Source organism: Bacillus sp. AFS077874 (assembly GCF_002566505.1).
GTDB lineage: Bacteria > Bacillota > Bacilli > Bacillales > Bacillaceae_G > Gottfriedia.
Genome location: NZ_NUYF01000012.1, coordinates 65,282 through 84,210 on the forward strand (window position 1 = coordinate 65,282; position 18,929 = coordinate 84,210).

At 34.3% G+C, this 18,929-nt stretch carries 17 protein-coding genes, 2 pseudogenes and 1 riboswitch; of the genes and pseudogenes, 12 read left to right on the forward strand and 7 right to left on the reverse strand.

From position 1 onward, the window contains the following. Nucleotides 1-30 precede the first annotated feature (30 nt). Nucleotides 31-789, forward strand: coding sequence for an ABC transporter ATP-binding protein (locus COJ46_RS13065; RefSeq protein ID WP_097976036.1), 759 nt, complete (start codon nucleotides 31-33; stop codon nucleotides 787-789). 2 nt (nucleotides 790-791) lie between these two features. After that, nucleotides 792-1,556 (forward strand): ABC transporter permease, encoded by a 765-nt coding sequence (locus tag COJ46_RS13070; RefSeq protein ID WP_097976034.1) that lies wholly within the window; start codon nucleotides 792-794, stop codon nucleotides 1,554-1,556. A 166-nt stretch (nucleotides 1,557-1,722) separates the two neighbouring features. On the opposite strand, the gene COJ46_RS13075 is transcribed toward COJ46_RS13070, so the two are convergent. The 3 genes and pseudogenes from COJ46_RS13075 to COJ46_RS13085 form a co-directional block, all read right to left on the reverse strand. Then, nucleotides 1,723-2,166 (reverse strand): YndM family protein, encoded by a 444-nt coding sequence (locus COJ46_RS13075; RefSeq protein ID WP_097976033.1) that lies wholly within the window; start codon nucleotides 2,164-2,166, stop codon nucleotides 1,723-1,725. A 393-nt stretch (nucleotides 2,167-2,559) separates the two neighbouring features. Then, a pseudogene (locus COJ46_RS13080) lies at nucleotides 2,560-2,972 on the reverse strand (cupin domain-containing protein). Nucleotides 2,973-3,112: 140 nt separating this feature from the next. Beyond that, a complete protein-coding gene (locus COJ46_RS13085; protein ID WP_097976031.1) occupies nucleotides 3,113-4,153 on the reverse strand; it encodes an NAD(P)-dependent alcohol dehydrogenase in 1,041 nt (346 codons plus the stop codon). 246 nt (nucleotides 4,154-4,399) lie between these two features. Here COJ46_RS13085 and COJ46_RS13090 point away from each other — a divergent pair, with 246 nt between their 5' ends. Beyond that, a complete protein-coding gene (locus tag COJ46_RS13090; RefSeq protein ID WP_097976029.1) occupies nucleotides 4,400-4,816 on the forward strand; it encodes a MerR family transcriptional regulator in 417 nt (138 codons plus the stop codon). A gap of 54 nt (nucleotides 4,817-4,870) precedes the next feature. On the opposite strand, the gene COJ46_RS13095 is transcribed toward COJ46_RS13090, so the two are convergent. Then, nucleotides 4,871-5,779 (reverse strand): LysR family transcriptional regulator, encoded by a 909-nt coding sequence (locus COJ46_RS13095; protein WP_097976027.1) that lies wholly within the window; start codon nucleotides 5,777-5,779, stop codon nucleotides 4,871-4,873. Between the two features lie 201 nt (nucleotides 5,780-5,980). On the opposite strand from COJ46_RS13095, the gene COJ46_RS13100 reads away from it, so the two are divergent. Both COJ46_RS13100 and COJ46_RS13105 read left to right on the forward strand, forming a co-directional pair. Continuing rightward, on the forward strand, nucleotides 5,981-7,153 hold the full coding sequence (locus tag COJ46_RS13100; RefSeq protein ID WP_286133555.1) for an MFS transporter: 1,173 nt from the start codon (nucleotides 5,981-5,983) through the stop codon (nucleotides 7,151-7,153). Nucleotides 7,154-7,209: 56 nt separating this feature from the next. Beyond that, a complete protein-coding gene (locus tag COJ46_RS13105) occupies nucleotides 7,210-7,917 on the forward strand; it encodes an SDR family oxidoreductase (RefSeq protein ID WP_098565999.1) in 708 nt (235 codons plus the stop codon). A 331-nt stretch (nucleotides 7,918-8,248) separates the two neighbouring features. On the opposite strand, the gene COJ46_RS13110 is transcribed toward COJ46_RS13105, so the two are convergent. Then, a complete protein-coding gene (locus COJ46_RS13110; RefSeq protein ID WP_097976024.1) occupies nucleotides 8,249-8,800 on the reverse strand; it encodes a DUF3231 family protein in 552 nt (183 codons plus the stop codon). A gap of 184 nt (nucleotides 8,801-8,984) precedes the next feature. Here COJ46_RS13110 and COJ46_RS13115 point away from each other — a divergent pair, with 184 nt between their 5' ends. The 6 genes and pseudogenes from COJ46_RS13115 (at nucleotide 8,985) to COJ46_RS13140 (ending at nucleotide 15,010) form a co-directional block, all read left to right on the forward strand. Continuing rightward, nucleotides 8,985-9,620: a Ger(x)C family spore germination C-terminal domain-containing protein gene (locus COJ46_RS13115; protein WP_097976022.1), complete on the forward strand. Its 636-nt coding sequence runs from the start codon at nucleotides 8,985-8,987 to the stop codon at nucleotides 9,618-9,620. A gap of 150 nt (nucleotides 9,621-9,770) precedes the next feature. Next, nucleotides 9,771-9,877: riboswitch (SAM riboswitch) on the forward strand. A 169-nt stretch (nucleotides 9,878-10,046) separates the two neighbouring features. Continuing rightward, a complete protein-coding gene (locus COJ46_RS13120) occupies nucleotides 10,047-11,096 on the forward strand; it encodes an LLM class flavin-dependent oxidoreductase (protein ID WP_097976020.1) in 1,050 nt (349 codons plus the stop codon). 15 nt (nucleotides 11,097-11,111) lie between these two features. Continuing rightward, a complete protein-coding gene (locus COJ46_RS13125) occupies nucleotides 11,112-12,068 on the forward strand; it encodes an ATP-grasp domain-containing protein (protein ID WP_097976018.1) in 957 nt (318 codons plus the stop codon). 286 nt (nucleotides 12,069-12,354) lie between these two features. Beyond that, nucleotides 12,355-12,822: pseudogene (locus COJ46_RS13130) on the forward strand (histidine phosphatase family protein); the annotation flags it as partial. 144 nt (nucleotides 12,823-12,966) lie between these two features. Further along, nucleotides 12,967-13,956, forward strand: a complete 990-nt coding sequence (locus COJ46_RS13135; RefSeq protein ID WP_097976017.1) for an aldo/keto reductase — start codon at nucleotides 12,967-12,969, stop codon at nucleotides 13,954-13,956. 346 nt (nucleotides 13,957-14,302) lie between these two features. Continuing rightward, complete coding sequence (locus COJ46_RS13140; protein WP_097976015.1) at nucleotides 14,303-15,010, forward strand: hypothetical protein; 708 nt, start codon at nucleotides 14,303-14,305, stop codon at nucleotides 15,008-15,010. Between the two features lie 516 nt (nucleotides 15,011-15,526). Here the strand turns inward: COJ46_RS13140 and COJ46_RS25010 are convergent. Next, the gene (locus COJ46_RS25010; RefSeq protein WP_286133544.1) at nucleotides 15,527-15,658 is read right to left on the reverse strand and encodes a hypothetical protein; all 132 of its coding nucleotides are present in this window, start codon (nucleotides 15,656-15,658) and stop codon (nucleotides 15,527-15,529) included. A gap of 15 nt (nucleotides 15,659-15,673) precedes the next feature. Beyond that, nucleotides 15,674-16,861 carry a Ger(x)C family spore germination protein gene (locus COJ46_RS13145; protein WP_097976013.1) on the reverse strand — a complete coding sequence of 396 codons (1,188 nt, stop codon included), beginning with the start codon at nucleotides 16,859-16,861 and terminating at the stop codon, nucleotides 15,674-15,676. A gap of 586 nt (nucleotides 16,862-17,447) precedes the next feature. Here COJ46_RS13145 and COJ46_RS13150 point away from each other — a divergent pair. Further along, entirely contained in the window at nucleotides 17,448-18,875 is a 1,428-nt protein-coding gene (locus tag COJ46_RS13150; protein WP_097976011.1) for an amino acid permease, read from the forward strand. Nucleotides 18,876-18,929: the final 54 nt, after the last annotated feature.

Genomic DNA, 18,929 nt, shown 5'->3' on the forward strand with positions numbered 1-18,929 from the left:
TTCAACTTCATATATGGGAGGGAAATGATTATGAGTAATACAGCAATTTCAGTGAAAGGGCTAAAAAAATCCTTCAAAGAAATTGAGGTTCTCAAAGGTGTAGATTTTGAAGTGGAAAAAGGCACTGTCTTCGCTTTACTAGGGTCTAATGGTGCCGGTAAAACAACTATCATTAAAATTTTGACTACATTATTACAAGCGGATAAAGGGGAAATTGAAGTTTGTAATGCCAACCTTCAAACAAACCCACAACAAGTACGTGAAAAAATTAGTCTAACCGGACAAAACGTTGCAGTAGATGATATTTTGACAGGACGTGAAAATCTCGATTTAGTAGCAAAACTTCGCCATTTGCCTAATCGGAAAGAAGCAGTGGAAGAAAGTCTGCGTCGTTTTGATTTAGTTGAAGCTGGTAATCGTGCTCTTGCTACTTATTCAGGCGGTATGAAGCGACGCTTGGATTTAGCAATGACAGTACTTGGGTCACCTGAACTTGTTTTTCTTGATGAGCCTTCTGTTGGACTTGACCCTGAAGCACGTTTAGCATTGTGGGAAGTGATTCGTGATATGGCGAATGCTGGTATTACCGTTTTTCTCACAACACAATATTTAGAAGAAGCTGAACAATTAGCTGACCGCATTGCGATTTTACATGAAGGTAAGATACTCGTACAAGGAACATTGGATGAATTAAAAGCAATTCTTCCACCAAAAAAAGTGGAATACGTGGAAAAACAACCGAACCTTGAGGAAATTTTCCTTGCTGTTACCGGAAAGAAAGGAGAATAGTAATGAGTGGAAACCATTTTTTTAGCGATACGATTACTATGAGTAGTCGGGTGATGAAGCATTCACTTCGAAGTATTGATACAATTATTACAACGATTCTTATGCCGATTATGCTTATGCTTGCTTTTGTCTATATTTTCGGAAGTGCAATGACAATGGATAAAGTAGATTATGTGAATTTTATCGTACCAGGTGTGTTGCTTATGTGTATTGGAATGGGGATTTCCTATACAGCAGTTCGAGTGAACACAGACATGACTAAAGGAATTTTTGATCGCTTTCATTCCATGCCAATCGCCAAGTCATCGATATTGGGGGGGCATGTCATCTCAACTTTAATATTAAACTTATTATCAGTTGCTGCAGTGATTCTTATTTCTTTTATCATGGGATTCCGTCCTCACGCAAATTTTGTGGAGTGGCTATTAGCAGCTGGTATGATCCTGCTTACCGTATTTTCTTTCACTTGGATTGCAGTAGCATGTGGGCTAATGTCAAAATCGTATGAAGGTGCGAGCGTGTTCTCTTATCTGCTAATGGGCTTAATGTTTGTAAGTTCTGCCTTTGTTCCAACAAATAATATGGGTAGCAAGCTTCGAGCTTTTGCCGAAAATCAGCCAATGACACCAATTGCCGAAAGTGTACGTTCCCTTTTAGCTGGGCAGCCGGACTATGGTGCGATTGTAACAGCATTAATATGGTTAGTGGCAATTGGTATTTTGTTTTATGTAATTTCGATGAAGGTATATAATAAACGCATGAAATAAAATGACGAAGTACAGGGTGGGGAATTCTTTCACTCTGTACTTTTTCCGGGTTTACATTGTATTTATGAAATAAAAAAAGAGAAACCTAAGTTCCTCTAAAGAAATACATATTACAATTTATTATAAAAAACTTTTAATATCGACTTTTTAATACTTTGAAATACAGTTATTTTTTATTTTTATTATGTATTTCAGGAGTCAATTCTTCCGATGCCTCGGTTTGATAACGTAAATTTCCAGTTGATACATTCTCTCGATGCTCTGTATTTTTAATAACATTATTATAAACATATTTATGAAAAAAGATTTCAAACAAGCCAATTCCAATTGCGGAAATTAAAGACGGTGTCACCATACTACCACCATATGTTAACTTTGATCCCATATACCAAATAATTAAGTATGCTATTCCTGCATCCGCTATTGTTGCGATCGTATTATTTGTTTTGGGTAAAATCAACAAATCACCTACGATATATGCGATTACTCCTAAAACTAACGTTATCAGAAATACATTTCTAAATGCCATATCGTACCCAATACCTAAAATTATATATAATAATGCAAGACAAGCAATAAATTTAATTACAAATGCTTTTATATGCTTCATTGAAATCCCTCCTGTACTATTATGAGGAAATTATTTCAAATCTATTCTTTTTTATTTTATAAATGGTTAAAGTAAAAAAATTAGCATAAATACAAATGATAATTCAAATATTATAAATGGTTCTTAAGAGCAATGAATACAAAGTAAAAAACAGTGACAATTACTATAGCCAAATTTAAATTTTTAAAAACTTCACAATTGACCCGAATCTTAAGACTGTAATTTTAGTTCCTAAATATTTCCCTTTTGCTTTTTTATGGAAAGGGATTTTTTTTGAATTCATTTTCAAAAAGTTTGGGGACCGTTTAATTCTAACAAAATTTGTTTTCATCCATTCAATAAAATTGCGAAAACTAACACATCGAACTCATAATTCGATGCGCTAGTTACAAATTACTTAGTTAATGTTCCATATTCTTTGTCTGAAACAGATTCCAACCACTCTGGTGTACCTGCAGTTATGGCAATATGTTCAAACCAACTATCCTTTGCAGCACCATGCCAGTGTTTCACACCATCGTGAGTAACAATCACATCACCAGCCTTTAAGAATTGAGCGGGTTTACCTTCTTCTTGGTACCAACCCTCTCCGCCGGTTACTAATAAAATTTGAAATCCATCATGATGGATTTCAAATTATTTCTACAACCAGGTTCAAAGGTCACGTTCCCAACACCAACATTCACTTTAGGATCGGCAATTAAGGTTTTAAGATAACTTTGTCCTACAAAAAATTGTGCGTAAGCTTCATTTTTATCGCCAACAGGGAATATGACACCATTCTTAACTTCTTCATGTTTTATCATTATTACTTCCTCCTATAATTTATATTTTTAACCGTTAAACAGTTAGGCGTTATTATAAGACAGTTTTACTTAGGCATTTCATATTAAAAAAGATGCCATAAAAGCAATGCTTTTAGGACATCTCGAGAAAAAATTAAAACTTACATAGTGCTAGTGTCGATAACAAATCGATACTTCACATCAGAAGCTAGAACTCGTTTGTATGCTTCGTCAATTTGATCGGCAGAAATAACTTCTATATTAGGAACTATATTATGTTCCCCACAGAAGTTTAACATCTCCTGAGTTTCACGAATTCCTCCAATCATTGAACCTGCAAATGAGCGACGATGTCCTATAAGTGAAAAAACACTTAGTGACAACGGCTCTGCTGGAGCACCGACATTTACTAACGTACCATCAAGAGTTAATAATCTTAAATAAGCATCCAAATTAATCTTTGCACTTACAGTGTTAATAATTAAGTCGAAAGTTCCTGCAAGCTTTTCAAATGTTTCTGCATCGTTTGTAGCATAGTAGTGGCTTGCTCCAAATTGTAAGCCATCTTCTTTTTTGTTCAATGTTTGTGATAGAACGGTTACTTCTGCACCCATTGCATTTGCAATTTTTACAGCCATATGACCAAGACCGCCCATACCAATTACAGCTATCTTTTTACCTGGTCCTGCTCCCCAATGGTTTAATGGTGAATATGTAGTAATACCCGCACAAAGTAATGGGGCAGCAGCATCAAGTTCAATGTTATCTGGAATTCTAACTACGAAATCCTCCGTTACTACAATGTAGGTTGAATAACCACCCTGAGTTGGCTCGCCGTATTTGTCAACACCAGCATAAGTGGGAGTATTTCCTTTGAGACAATACTGTTCTTCACCTTTACGACAGTTTTCACAATGGCCACAAGAGTCTACCATACAGCCTACTCCAACTCTGTCACCAACCTTGTACTTTGTTACTTCTGCACCTACATCTGAAACTATTCCAGCAATCTCATGTCCCGGTACAAGCGGGTAGTGCACATGACCCCATTCTCCATGTGCAGTATGAATGTCAGAATGGCATATTCCAGTATATTTAATTTCAATTAGAACATCATTTAAATCAAGATCACGTCGTTTGATTTCAGCAACCCGAAAGGATTTGTCAGGCCCATCTACAGCTCTTGCTTTTGCAGTTATCATAATAAAACCTCCATAAAATTATTTTTCTAGAAAACAAATTAAACATTCGAGGTGAATAATTTTTTTCTCTTTCACCACAATGATATTCCCTCGAGTTAACTCTAGGTCAAGTGATTAAATTATATTTTTATAAATGAAGAAATTTTTGTGTACTTAAAAATGACATCAAAAAAATAACGTGATAAAATCCATTCATAATATTAGAGTTAACTCGAGGTCTAGATCTAAATGAAAGGAAGATTAATTTTGAAGACATATTCAATCGGCGAAGTAGCAAAGGAATTGAATCTTACAGTATATGCTTTGAGATATTACGATAAAGAAGGCTTAATGCCATTTGTAGAACGGACAACTAGTGGAATACGCGTGTTTAAAGAATCTGATATAGAAGCTTTAAAAATAATAGAATGTTTGAAAGCGACTGGAATGCCTATTAAGGAAATTAAAAATTTCATTGAATGGTGTTCTGATGGGGACTCCACATTACAACAAAGATATGACATGTTTTTGGAAAGAAAAGCTAGTGTAGAAGCACAGATGGAAGAATTAAAAAGAACAATGGAAATAATCCAACATAAATGTTCATATTACAAGACTGCTTTGGAAGCAGGAACGGAAGATATTTTTAAAAGTAAAAAAATAGGGACTTTCATTACTAAGTAACTAAAAGCCCCCAATATTCATATTTGTGTAGATGAATATTGGGGGGTATCCATTTTATTGAACACCTGAAAAATTTGAAAATTCCTCCTGGATTTTTCTTAAAAACAGATTTGCAGCAGCCGAAAAAACTTGATGTTTCTTCCATACGATATTTAAGCCAGATTCTAGCCTTGGCTCTAGCGGTCTAAAACAAAGGTTACTATCACTTGATGTATTCACGATTTTATCAAGTACGATAGCATAACCAATGCCTTCTTCAACCATGATCGCAGCATTATAAGCTAGATTGTATGTAGTCACGACGTTTAGTTTATCAAATTCTTCACTAAACCAATCCGCAAATTCATTTTTAGAAAATGTCTTTTTCATTGCTTGTCTCGAACAGATTAAGGGAATATTTAACAAATCCTCTGCTTGAATAGTATCTTTTAAGGCAAGAGGACTGTCTTTTCTCATAACAACGCCCCAAACATCTTTGGCTGGGATATTTATATAATTGTATTTTGATAAATCAGCAGGTTGTATTAGAATCCCAAAATCTAGTAACCCTTTGTCTAGCCGTTCAGTCACATCGTCTTCGTTACCGCTGTATAGGTGATATCGTATACTTGGATAGCTTACCTGTAGATTTTTTACTACCCGCGCAATCTGTTTCATGGCTTCTGTTTCTCCACTACCTATGTAAACATCACCACTAATTGTTTCTTCCATTGAGCTAAATTCTGCCTCTAACTTATCTACCATATCAACGATTTCTTCAGCTCTTTTTCGCAGAATCATTCCTTCTTCTGTAAGAATTATACTGTGACTACTGCGAGTAAATAGTTTTTTTCCTAACTCTTGTTCAAGATCTTTTATCTGTCTTGATAAGGTAGGCTGGGTAATATGCAAAAAATCTGCAGCACCCGTAATACTGCCTTCTCTTGCTACAGTAAGAAAATATCGCAATACTCTTAGTTCCAAGCACCATTCCCCCTTAATAATGATACAAGTATATATAAATACGTTATGCCTATCAAGCATATCTAGTTATATGATATAAGTAATTGCTATATGAAAAGTGTACGTTAGAATTATTACAAAGAGTGAAACATATTAAAATCTAAATTTGTAAACACTCTCGATATTCATCCATGATGGGAGTATTTTAAATTACTAAGGGGGATTAGAGTGAGAAGTAATAATTTACTTATATTTATACTATCTTTTGGTGTTTTCGGCATTTTAAACACTGAAATGGGGGTTATTGGGATATTACCAGACATTGCAGCGCAATATGATGTTAGTGTATCTCAAGCAGGGTTGTTGGTGAGTCTATTTGCACTTGCTGTAGCAATAGCTGGACCAACCATGCCATTATTGTTTTCGGGAATAGATCGTAAGAAAGTGATGTTACTTGTTCTTAGTATTTTCTTAGTAGGGAATATCGTTTCAATATTTACAAGTAGTTTTAACGTTCTATTGATAGCTCGTATAATACCAGCATTTTTTCATCCCATCTATTGTTCTTTAGCTTTTACAGTAGCTGCTGCTTCAGTAAGTAAAGAGGAAGCTACAAAAGCTGTGTCTAAAGTATTTATCGGGGTTTCTGCAGGGATGGTTGTAGGTGTACCAATTGTAAGTTTTATTGCAAGTACAGCTAATTTGCAATTAGCAATGGCGTTCTTTGCTATTGTTAATTCAATTGTTTTCATTGCTACATTACTCTTTGTACCATCGATGCCTGTAAAGGAAAGACTTTCTTACGGAAAGCAAATAAGCGTCTTAAAAAAATCGATTACTTTGCTTTCAATCGTGGGGGTTATTTTATTAAATTCAGCGGTATTTGGAGTATATAGTTATTTTGCTGAGTATTTAAAAACAGTTACGAATATGTCTCCGAAACTTATAAGTTTAATATTTTTCATATTTGGTAGTGCTAATATTATAGGTAACGTAGTAGCAGGGAAATTACTTACGAAAAATGCAAGTAAAACTGTAGTCATTTATCCATTTATATTAGGGATCGTTTATATTATTTTATTATTAACAGGCGGTTTTACCTTACCTGTTTTGTTTATTACATTAGCATGGGGCATTTTAGCTGGAATTGGAGGTAATATCAATCAATATTGGATTACATCATCAGCACCCGAGGCCCCAGATTTTGCTAACGGCTTATTTTTGTCTGCTTGTAATATAGGAACAACAATCGGTGCAGCTGTAGGTGGGGCATTTATAACTGAGCTAGGTATACGGTATGTTATATTAGTGGGGATATTATCATTGATACTAGGTTTGGTAAGTATTCTATTTAGAAATTATTTATATAATTCTACTAAACAGCTCTCCTTATAAGGGAGATCAACTATTTTATTGGCAATTATTTGAGTAACGATAAAAGGAGGCACTATATGTTACATGAAAAGAGAATCGCACTTGTAACTGGCGGAAATCGAGGAATTGGGTATGAGTTGGTCCAACAATTGGCTTTGAATGGTTTTAAGGTGATTTTAACAAGCCGTGATCCTAAAAAGGGGGAAAAAATAGCTCAGAAATTTAATGATTTCAATCTAGACGTTTCCTTTATAGAGATGAATATAAACAATCAAGAAAGTATCAATAACGCCGCCACTATACTTAATCAGAAGTTTGGGAGAATAGATGTATTGATTAATAATGCTGGCGTGATTTTTCATGAAGATAAAGACTTATTAAAGATGGAACCTACAATTCTAGAGAAAACGATGACAACCAACTTTTTTGGGGCATACCATGTGATTCGGACATTTATTCCTATTATGGAGAAACAAGGTTATGGAAGAATTATTAATGTTTCTTCAGAATATGGAGCGATGAGTGAAATGGCATATCCAGAAGTAGGAGCTTATAAGCTATCCAAACTTGCTCTAAATGGATTGACAAGATTGCTAGCTACAGAAATCAAAGGAGACATCAAAATAAATGCCGTCGATCCGGGATGGGTAAGTACTGATATGGGTGGACCATCTGCCCCAAGAACTCCTGAGCAAGCTGCCAAGTCTATTATTTGGTTAGCGACAATTGGAAATGATGGACCCAATGGAGAATTTTTTAGAGATGGAGAAAGAAATGATTGGTAACTACCTTTCTTAGCAAATGAAAAATATTGAAAAAATGTGTAGGTGCTGATTTGAGTGTGGACCATCTGTTTCAAGCAAGTCCTAGGCAAGCTGTGCACTCTATTCTTTGACTAGAAAATATGACCATTCAAAATATAACAACCAAATTGCAATAAGATTGCACCAATAAACTAAAAAAGTCCACCTAATATTATAGGTGGACACAGTGTGTAGACAAAGTACAAAAAACTTGAGTTTCAGACTGATTGCAAGCGTTTGTCTTTCGAGGCGCGAAGCCTGNNGCGTTTGTCAACAGTCTGAGTCCACCTAATATTATAGGTGGACAATTTTTTTAATGTTGTTGCTGTTTTGTTTCAAAATGAAGTGGCGGTGGAACTAACCAACCTTTTGTTTTCATTATTTGCAGTAGTGCCGCACCATCTTTCGCTTTTTTTGCACCAAAACTAGCAAACATAGTACCAATATCTTCGCGAATTGATTGGCTCATTAATGATGCATCAGCTGTAACTCCAGCTGCTATACCAGCAGCAACCATGTAAGCGATTTGAGCATCTTGAAATCTAGCTCCAGCTGGAATTTGTTCCAAATCTGCTTCTGGTCGTTCTGATGGAGTAGGAGGGACTGCAATATCATTATGTAGAAGTACTTCTTCAATTTCTTTAATTGCAGGTTTCATTGAACTTTCAATTACTTGTTTTAAAAATGCTTTTAACTCTTCATCACCAGTATGGTTAATATAAACTTGATAAGTATCTACGCCAGCTTTAGTAGCTGATAGGTGAGTCCATAGACCGTAAACTTCTCCATAATGTAAAGGTTCATTTTGTGGATTTCCACTTAATACTCCCATTATTAATTTACTTCCTTTCTCAAATAAATTCATACTAATCTCCTTATAAAGAGGTAGGTACAAAAATTATTATTGAGCCATTTGAGTATTTTATACTATTTATTTAAATGAGCTAATAGGCGTTTACTTAGGAAGCTATGTAGCTGTAGGAGAACCTTCTGCAAAAGAAGCTTTATCATGGAGGGTTAAATCAGAGAGATTAGCGGGTAACGCAGTTGTGTTAGCTTTTAATGAAGAATCAAATAGGTCGCCATATGTAATGTCAGAGATACTTAATGATTATTATATGCGATTGATAGAAAGCGGTATAGATCCATATTTACCTATTATTGAACCGTTCGATAGTTCCTTTAAAATTAATACTTCCGCAGTTTTTAAAGGAACAAAATTTAAAGCAGTATTAAATCGCGATGAAACAAGATTACTTAATGAGCTTTTAAATCCAAAAAAAACAACATTAATTAATGTTGGAAAAGGAAAAAGTCAATTTTACATAAGTGCTGGAAATACGAAAACTGACATGAAAATCGTTGTGCCCAAAAATAAAAAGCCATATGTAGACGTTCATATAAAGGTAAAAGGATTTATTGAGGAATCTAAAAAGTCATTATATCAAGATAGAGAATTGAAAGAGTATGAGAAAAAAGCATCAATCATTATGAGCTCAAGAACAAAAAAATTTCTAGAACGTCTACAGGAATTAAATGTTGATCCACTTGGACTTGGGTTAAACTATCAAGCAAAATACGGAGTGACAAAAAAAGAAATAAATAAGTGGGAAGAAATTTATCCAAAAATTGAATTTCGAGTAAAATCAGAAGTGAAACTAAAGGGAACTGGTACTATGTATTAACTTCGGTTTAATGGCAATAAATAATTATAAAATTTTATTTTTTCTAATAAACACAACAATGAAAGCGCTATCTCAAAAAATGTTTAAATTCCCTTATTGACAATCTGTTTACTAGGATTTATGATTCAGTTAAAGAAATTACATAATTCAAACTTATCGAGAGTGACCGAGGGATTAGGCCCTATGACGTCCGGCAACCTCCTTATTTAGGAACGGTGCCACTTCCTGCAGAATGAAATCATTCTGATAGATAAGTCGAAAACAATTGTTTCCGATGCCTCTTTCTGAATGAAAGAGGCTTTTTTCTTTTTTTCTTTTTTTATTTATTTACTCGGAAGGTTAAACAAAACTGAATTCCACTATATATAAATCCAACTTAACCAATGCGAAAACTAGACAATTTTGAGGATGAAGGAGAGAATAGAAATGAAATATGGTTTTTGGTTACCGATTTTTGGAGGATGGTTACGTAATGTGGATGACGAAAGCATGCCATCAACATTTGAATATGCTAAAGAGGTCATTCAATCAGCTGAAAGATGGGGATATTCGACTACTTTAATTGCTGAATTATATTTAAACGATATTAAAGGTCCAGAGCATGATTCACTTGAAGCTTGGTCAACAGCAGCGGCACTTGCTGCAGTAACGGAAAAAATCGAAATTATGACCGCGATTCGTCCAGGTTTTCATAATCCTGCAGTCACAGCAAAAATGGCTGCTAATATCGATCAAATCAGTAACGGCCGTTTTACCCTAAACGTCGTTTCTGCATGGTGGGCAGAAGAAGCTCGTCAATATGGCGGTATTTTTACAGAACATGATGAACGCTATGCCCGTACAGAGGAGTTTATTGATGTCCTAAAAGGCTTATGGACAGAAGAAACGTTCAATTATTCAGGAAAATTTTACGACTTAAAAGATACGAAACTTGCTCCAAAACCTGTACAAAGACCAAACCCGATTCTTTATGCAGGTGGTGAAAGTGAAAAAGGTAAGCAAACAATCGTTGAAAAATGTGACGCATATGTGATGCACGGTGGAACAGTTGAAGAAATTAATCAGAAAGTAACAGATATGAAAGTACGCCGTGAACAAACTGGTAATGCACCTTTAAGTTCTTTCGGTATGGCTGCTTATGTTATTTGTAGAGATACAGAAGAAGAGGCTTTGGCTGAGCTAGAAAAAATTACAACAGTGAAAGATTCAAGCGGATATGCTGGTTTTAAAGACTTCACGACAAAATCACAATTAGAACAACAAATACAATTACAAGATTACTCAGTTTCTAATCGTGGTCTTAGACCAAAACTAGTAGGAACACCAGAGCAAATTGCAGACCGAATTTTACAATATGAAGAAGCTGGCTTAGACTTATTATTATTACAATTTTCACCTCAACTAGAGGAAATGGAACGATTTTCAAAGCAAGTTATGCCATTAGTAGAACAAAAACGTAGTTTAATTAAAAGCTAGAAAGGGGATTTAAAGATGAGCAAAGTATACGTAATTCATGAAAATAGTGAGTGGACTGTGCATTTAACAAAAAGATTAGAGGAGCTTGGAGTTCCTTATGAGGAATGGCATCTAGACGAAGGTACGGTAGATTTATCAACAGAACCACCAGAAGGGATCTTTTATAGCAGAATGAGTGCTTCTTCTCATACACGTGATCATCGTTTTGCAGCTGAATTTACTGGGCAAGTATTAGCTTGGCTTGAAGCACATGGTCGTACGGTGTTAAATGGAACGAATGCCTTGAAGCTAGAAGTTAGTAAGGTTTTACAATATTTAGAGTTAAACAAATATGGTGTTAAAACTCCAAAAACGATTGCAGCTGTTGGTAAAGAAAACATTCTTAAAGCAGCTAGTAGCTTTGAAGGACAGTCATTTATTACGAAGCATAATCGTGCTGGTAAAGGGCTAGGTGTCCAGTTATTCCAGAGTGTTGATGCTTTAAAAGCTTATGTCGAAGGACCGACTTTTGAAGAACCGGTCGATGGTATTACACTGATTCAAGAATACATCAAATCACCTGAAAGCTACATCACTCGTTGCGAGTTTGTTGGCGGAAACTTTGTTTATGCTGTTAAAGTAGATACTTCGGAAGGGTTTGAACTATGCCCAGCGGATGCATGCCAAATTGGTGATTTATTCTGTCCGGTAGGAGAAGAAGTAGAAGAGAAGCCTAAGTTCCAAATTGTTGAAGGTTTTGACGACGAAATTTTAGAGAAATATAAAGAAGTTCTAGTTAAAAATAGTATTCAAGTTGCCGGAATCGAATTTATCCGAAATGCTGAAGGTGAAATTTATACTTACGATATCAATACAAACACAAACTATAATTCTGATGCCGAAGCAAAATCTGGAAAGTACGGAATGCTTGAAGTTGCTTTATTCTTAAAGAAGACTTTGGAAGAACAATACAGTACAACAACAGCGTCTTAATTTGCAATTATTGCTTTGAAATTGAAAAGGTTCAAACCGAAGTATAACAAGGGTTTGGGCCTTTTTATGTTCGAATTTTTTTGTTTTTCTATTTTTTTTCAAATCTTTTACTTGAAATTAAGAGTAATAGGCAATCATTAAAGAGGAATATGCTAACGATTAAAAATATAATATTGATAATATTAGATTGTAAGTTAATCTCAAATTTTGAAACAAAACCTGTTACCCGAAACTTATTTTTTTAGATTAGAAAAGGGGGATACGAATGAAAAAGACTTTGTATCTAATGAGACATGGACAAACACTATTTAATAGTAGAAGGAAAATTCAAGGCTCGTGTGATTCTCCACTTACAGAATTAGGAATTAAACAGGCAGAGGCTGCTGCAAAGTACTTTAAAGAACAAAATATTATTTTCGATCATGCCTATTGTTCTACATCAGAAAGAGCGAGTGATACGCTTTAGATCGTGACGGAATTGTCGTATACAAGATTAAAAGGCTTAAAAGAATGGAATTTCGGAACGTTCGAAGGTGAGAGTGAAGATTTAAATCCACCGTTACCGTATGGCGACTTTTTTGTTAAGTTTGGCGGGGAAGACCAAAAAGAACTGCAACAAAGAATGGCTACTACATGTCAAAAAATAATGGAAGAAGATAATGAAGTGGTATTAGCTGTTTCTCATGGAGCAGCATTGCGAAATTTTATGAGGTATTGGGAACATAAAAGCTCTAGTACACAGCAAGATCGAATCGGAAATTGTTGCATCTTGAAATTTGAGTATGAGAACAGGGAATTTAAATTAGTAGAGATTATCAATCATAATTTTAGTGATGTAGTCCAAGTATAGTTATTTTAGATTAATAGATTACATATTTCTGAAAGTGAGGATATAAAAATGGAATACACAAAACTTGGGAATACAGGATTAGAAATATCTAGACTTTGCCTTGGTTGTATGGGATTTGGTGACGCTAAACGTTGGATCCATCCATGGGTAATCGATGAGGAGAGTAGTCGTACAATCATTAAAAAGGCACTTGACTTAGGTATCAACTTTTTTGATACGGCGAATGTCTATTCAGATGGTACTAGTGAAGAATTTGTTGGAAGAGCTTTTAAAGATTATGCCAATCGAGATGAAATAGTACTTGCTACGAAGGTATATTTCCCTATGCACAAAGGTCCTAACGGTTCAGGACTTTCCAGAAAGCATATTATGAGTGAAATTGATAAAAGTCTTAAACGCCTCGGAACAGATTATGTGGATTTATATCAAATCCATCGTTGGGATTATAACACACCAATCGAAGAAACAATGGAGGCACTTCATGATTTAGTGAAGGCTGGTAAGGTAAGATATATCGGTGCTTCCGCTATGTATGCATGGCAGTTTCTGAAGTCTTTACATGTTGCAGAGAAAAATGGATGGACCAAATTTGTCTCGATGCAAAACCATCTGAACCTCATATACCGTGAAGAGGAAAGGGAGATGCTGCCACTTTGTAAGGAAGAAAATATTGGCGTCATTCCGTATAGTCCACTCGCGTCAGGAAGATTGACACGTGATTGGTCAAATACGACGCTAAGATCTGAAACTGATGAAACTCAAAAATCTAAATACGGTGCAACTGAAAATACGGATCGACTTGTTGTGGAGCGTGTTGCAGAGATTGCTGAAAAACATGGAGTAACAAAATCAAACATAGCTCTTGCCTGGTTACTGCAGAAAGAGCCAGTATCAGCACCAATTATTGGGGCTACTAAAATTTCACATCTAGAAGATTCAGTTGGTGCATTGTCGGTTAATTTAACGGCTGAAGAAGTTGCGTATTTGGAAGAGCCTTATGTTCCACATCCGGTAGTTGGTGCTTTAGGCTCTAATTAATGTTAATTATAGTAAAATGAATTGATCCCCTATTTTCCTTAAGTGTGAAGAGGGGATTTTTTAGGTAATTTCACTATCAATATCTCTAGATTATAACGTATGAGTTAGTATATATATCGTTCATATTGCTTTTCTAAGACTTACTTGTAGAATAATTCATAAATCAACTGTACAAGCTGTAATTTTTGCCGTTTCCAACTCAATATTTATATTGGAAAATGCTTATGTAAGAGCACTTCACTCAAAACTTTTGAAGTAGGACATCATCACTTGTTTTTCGTATCACAGTGATATATGTTGCAATATGCCGAAAAATCCTTCATATTTGTTAAAAAGGAGGTCCGTTATGCGAAGTGATATACAACCGAATGAACGAGCTTTTTCTTCCAAAGAAGTAGCAGAAGAACTGGGTATTGCAACACCTACTGTTCGAAAGTATGGTCAAATCTTAGAGCGCAATGGATATGAGTTCTTGAAAGATGGCGATCGACGTATCTTTGTTCAATCTGATATTAGAGTGCTTATAGCGTTACGCGATTCAGAAAAGCCCCTGGAAGATACTGCAAAAGACCTCGTTTTTCAACAAAAAGAAAGATTAGAAGGTTACGATGAAACACAAATTGCCATATCCGATACATATGAAAATTTACCTCATGACCCAAATCAATTAAAAGAGTTTTTAAGGTTTTTAGTCAGTGAACTCGCAGCTGCACGTGAAATGAATGTTCAACTGAAAAATGATATGACAGAACTTAAAACGGCGGTTTCCAGGCTTCAACAAGATCATCATGATATAAGTGCAAATATTGGAAATTCATCCAAAAAAACTTATACCAAAATCGAAGAATTAGCCAAACAACAAAAAATCCAATACGAAACATTACTGGAACATGAAAAACAAAAAATTGATTTTTTACAAGAAGAAATACAAAACATGCGAGAAGAACAGAGAACAGAATGGCGATCACAAGATAATTTTAATAAACGTTTAGAAGTTGTGATCCAAAAGCCTAAAGAAAAATGGGGATGGCTTTTCTCTTTATTTAGAAAATAAAGGAACTATTAAAATCTTTTTATGCTAATCTTGTAAAATTTGATTAAAACTTTTGAAAATAAATACTTAAATATGTACTTTCAGGTCGATACTTCCACAAGGATGTATCGGCTTTTTAGTAGGTATCGCAGGCTGATACAGATTGCAATTAATTCAAAAATCTTTTTAATTGCTGATATAAGTTTGTTTCAGCTTAAAATAATGCTTTTAAATATTAGATTTTATTTAACATCAAATTTTTACAAATTCCCGGGAAATATCTACAAATTTCTTGATTATAAGAAATAATTCTAAGTGTGACACTATGTTCGTGATGACTTGTAAAGATATACTAGTAAAACCTCGTCATAACAATCAAATATACTACTTTACGACGAAGTTACTTAAGTATTCGAACTTTTTCAATATTGATTACAATAAATTGCATTACATTGAAAAGCCCCCGATTAGTGCTGGGGGCTTTTGTAGCTTCCAAATGGGGTTTTTATTTTTAATAAAAGGAATAAGAAATTTAATTTAAGAATCTGTTAAATAATCTATCTTTTTCTTGATTCTTTTATCTGGTGAAGGTGATTTTTTAATCTTTCCAATATTATCCCATCCATTCCAGAAGATACTTTGATTTCTAATTTTTAATTTTCTATTCATACAGTATCTGGTCTCCTAATATGGATAAGGTCTCCTTCTCATTCCGACATTATTAATTTTAACGTCAACACTTACTGTAACTTTTGCTTTTTTAAATGTATCATTCCAATTTCCTTCATATTTTTTAAAAATTTTTGGATTAACCATGTATAATTTTTCACCAAATCCAAATACATCTCCACCGAGTTTTTTTACTTCAGATATTCCTTTTTCTATTGATTGTTTTATAACATTTTCAGCGGTTTTTTCGTATTTATTAAGCGTTATTGCTTTATCAAAGTCAGCATTACATAATACTTCGTCAATATGGCCAATTGATTTAATTTTTATATTTATTATTGGAATATTATCTTTTATTTTAATTTCCGTCTTTGATTTTACCCGGGAAAGCTCCATCGAATCATATTCTTTTGTATTACATGGTATTTCTACATTCATTTCCTTGATCAGATTATCAATAATTTGTATAGATTGTGCCGGTGGTCCATCTAACCAACCAACTAATTTTCCATCTCTAAAAATCCCTGTGCCATTTATCCGATCATAACTAGAATTGACTTTATTAGCATTTTCAAGTGTTTGTGATGTTTCACTTTCATTTTCTAAGCTCACGCCATTTATTACTGGTTCCCTTCCACTACTAGAAATTGCAGAAATTGCCTCACGCATTAATGTTTCTTGATTTTCACCTAATAGGGCTGATGTATTTTTAATTTTACCTACAATTGATTTAGCAGATATTTTATCAAGTGCTGCTATATTATTCATTATTTCATCAACACTTTTATTTCTTGCAATAATAACTGGGATATTTACACGAATTTTAGAATCTCTTTCAAATACATCGAAAATATAATTCAATGATTTTTCTTTTGCTAATGTTTCTCCTATTATGACAAGAGCAACATGAGAATATATATTTTGTCGAGAACCTTTCTTAGACACATTTCGTACAGCTTCTGAAATGGTTTTACCTTTTTCATCTAACGCAATTACCGGAACACCTTGGGAACCTGACTGTGTTGCAGTTGCAATTGCACTAGGATTAAAAATTTGAGTGATTACATGATATTTTTTTTCTTTTGGAAGGTAATCAATTCCCATTGCAACCACAATCGATACTTGATTTAATTCTTTATAGTTAGAGCAACCACCTAAAAGCATACTTACAATAAGAAATGAAATAAAAAATTTCTTTTTCATATTTTTTCTCCAATATCTTGGCTTTTTTGTATTTTTAAATTTAAAAAGCAATATTCCTCAAGTGATCTGTTTCATATTATAATTTTCCATTTTTTGCAATTCAATGTACCACAAAATCCGAAGCATTAAATTTTCTCGTAACTAAATTTTTTAAAAAATATTCTCAATCCGTACTAATTGGATTGAATTTAAGATTGATTACTTAAGCAAATAATAATGATCTCAATGAGAAAAGCCTCTTTTTAAAAAATGCAATTGAGTCTAAAATAAATGAATTGAGTAGAATTTAAAATAAATTAGTTGTTTTTAGATTTAAAGAATGGCTAATAGGTTGGTTTATTCGTGTTTTTTTGTTGGCATGACTTTTGCTTAAGAATAGTGAGAAGAGGAGAAAGTTATTTCCGATTTTAGATGGGCAGAAATAGGAGGTGTTTTTAGAAGATTTTAATTTCTTTTTATTTTCACTATTTAAGAACGTATGTTGAGTAGGCGTAATTATTACTTTGTTTAGTTTCTGCGGTGATCTTTGAGAGATATTATTTTGTTTTATTTTTTCTGAATATTCTAAAATAAAGGTGGGGCATTTATGGATTCTACTAATGAAAAAGGTCAGTTACAACGTTCCATGAAAAGTCGGCATTTGTTTATGATTTCACTTGGAGGAGTAATCGGTACAGGTTTATTTTTAGGTTCAGGTTTAACGATTAATCAAGCTGGTCCAGGGGGAGCGGTTGTTGCGTATTTATTCGGTGGATTGGTGATGTATCTTGTGATGGTTTGTTTAGGTGAACTATCGATTACAATGCCAGTTACAGGTTCATTTAAGACTTATGCTACGAAATACATTGGTCCTGGTACTGGATTTACGATTGGTTGGATGTATTGGCTTAGCTGGGCAACAACGGTTGGTTTAGAATTTACAGCAGCCGGAATATTGATGCAAAGATGGTTTCCTCATGTACCAGTTTGGATCTGGTGCCTTGTTTTTATCGTTCTTTTGTTGGGTTTAAACATTCTTAGTGTAAAAGGTTACGCAGAGGCAGAGTTTTGGTTTGCGGGAATTAAAGTATTTGCAGTTATAGCTTTTATACTGATTGGAGCAGCAACCATATTTGGGTTTGGTCATAAAGGTAGTTCGGCACCTTTGTTTACTAATTTTACAAAAGATGGTGGACTTTTCCCTCATGGGTTTTCAGCTATATTTTCAACTATGATGGCGGTAGTATTTGCATTTCAAGGTGCAGAAGTTGTTGGAATTGCAGCTGGAGAAAGTGAAGCACCAGAAAAGACTCTTCCTAAAGCAATTCGAAGTATCATTTTTCGTGTCCTAATTTTTTATGTGTTAGCCATTTTAGTATTAGCGGCTTTGATTCCATGGAGGCATGCAGGAGTAGTAGAAAGTCCATTTGTTGCTGTATTTGATAGTGTAGGTATTCCATATGCAGCTGATATTATGAATCTAGTTATTTTAACGGCGTTGCTATCTGTAGGAAATTCAGGATTATATGTATGTTCTCGGATGCTTTGGTCACTTTCTAAAAGTGGTATGGCACCTAAAGCATTAGGTAAAGTAAATTCTCGTGGTGTACCGTTTAATGCAGTATTGTTTAGTCTTCTTTTTGCACTAGTATCATTACTTACAAGTGTAGTATCTGCACAAACAGTTTTTGTCGTTCTACTTTCTGTAACTGGACTAGCTGGTACATTCAGTTGGATGGCAATTGCCTTGTCCCAATACAATTTTAGAAGACAATTTATTAAAAATGGTGGAAATGTTAAGGAATTAAAGTACAAAGTTCCACTGTTCCCATTAATACCTATTCTATGTCTAGTTTTATGTGGAATTTCCATCGTATTTATGGCTTTTGATCCTACTCAACGTTCTTCCTTAATAGGTGGTTTAGGCTTCATGGGTGTAAGCTATCTTTATTACTTTTTACGCCATGGGAAAAATAAAGGTAAGATTGGCATTAAGAACGAACATGGAGAAGTGCCGACACAGCCGACTATTTAATCAGTTTACATACAACTTAAGATTATGACACAAGAAATCTATTAAAAAAGATAA

Coding starts and splice junctions, on each gene's coding strand:
- COJ46_RS13125 (WP_097976018.1), top strand. CDS start 11,112: ATGAGCAAAGTATACGTAATTCATGAAAATAGTGAGTGGACTGTGCAT.
- COJ46_RS25010 (WP_286133544.1), bottom strand. CDS start 15,658: ATGAATAGAAAATTAAAAATTAGAAATCAAAGTATCTTCTGGAATGGA.
- COJ46_RS13070 (WP_097976034.1), top strand. CDS start 792: ATGAGTGGAAACCATTTTTTTAGCGATACGATTACTATGAGTAGTCGG.
- COJ46_RS13135 (WP_097976017.1), top strand. CDS start 12,967: ATGGAATACACAAAACTTGGGAATACAGGATTAGAAATATCTAGACTT.
- COJ46_RS13145 (WP_097976013.1), bottom strand. CDS start 16,861: ATGAAAAAGAAATTTTTTATTTCATTTCTTATTGTAAGTATGCTTTTA.
- COJ46_RS13110 (WP_097976024.1), bottom strand. CDS start 8,800: ATGAATTTATTTGAGAAAGGAAGTAAATTAATAATGGGAGTATTAAGT.
- COJ46_RS13085 (WP_097976031.1), bottom strand. CDS start 4,153: ATGATAACTGCAAAAGCAAGAGCTGTAGATGGGCCTGACAAATCCTTT.
- COJ46_RS13150 (WP_097976011.1), top strand. CDS start 17,448: ATGGATTCTACTAATGAAAAAGGTCAGTTACAACGTTCCATGAAAAGT.
- COJ46_RS13065 (WP_097976036.1), top strand. CDS start 31: ATGAGTAATACAGCAATTTCAGTGAAAGGGCTAAAAAAATCCTTCAAA.
- COJ46_RS13075 (WP_097976033.1), bottom strand. CDS start 2,166: ATGAAGCATATAAAAGCATTTGTAATTAAATTTATTGCTTGTCTTGCA.
- COJ46_RS13140 (WP_097976015.1), top strand. CDS start 14,303: ATGCGAAGTGATATACAACCGAATGAACGAGCTTTTTCTTCCAAAGAA.
- COJ46_RS13105 (WP_098565999.1), top strand. CDS start 7,210: ATGTTACATGAAAAGAGAATCGCACTTGTAACTGGCGGAAATCGAGGA.
- COJ46_RS13120 (WP_097976020.1), top strand. CDS start 10,047: ATGAAATATGGTTTTTGGTTACCGATTTTTGGAGGATGGTTACGTAAT.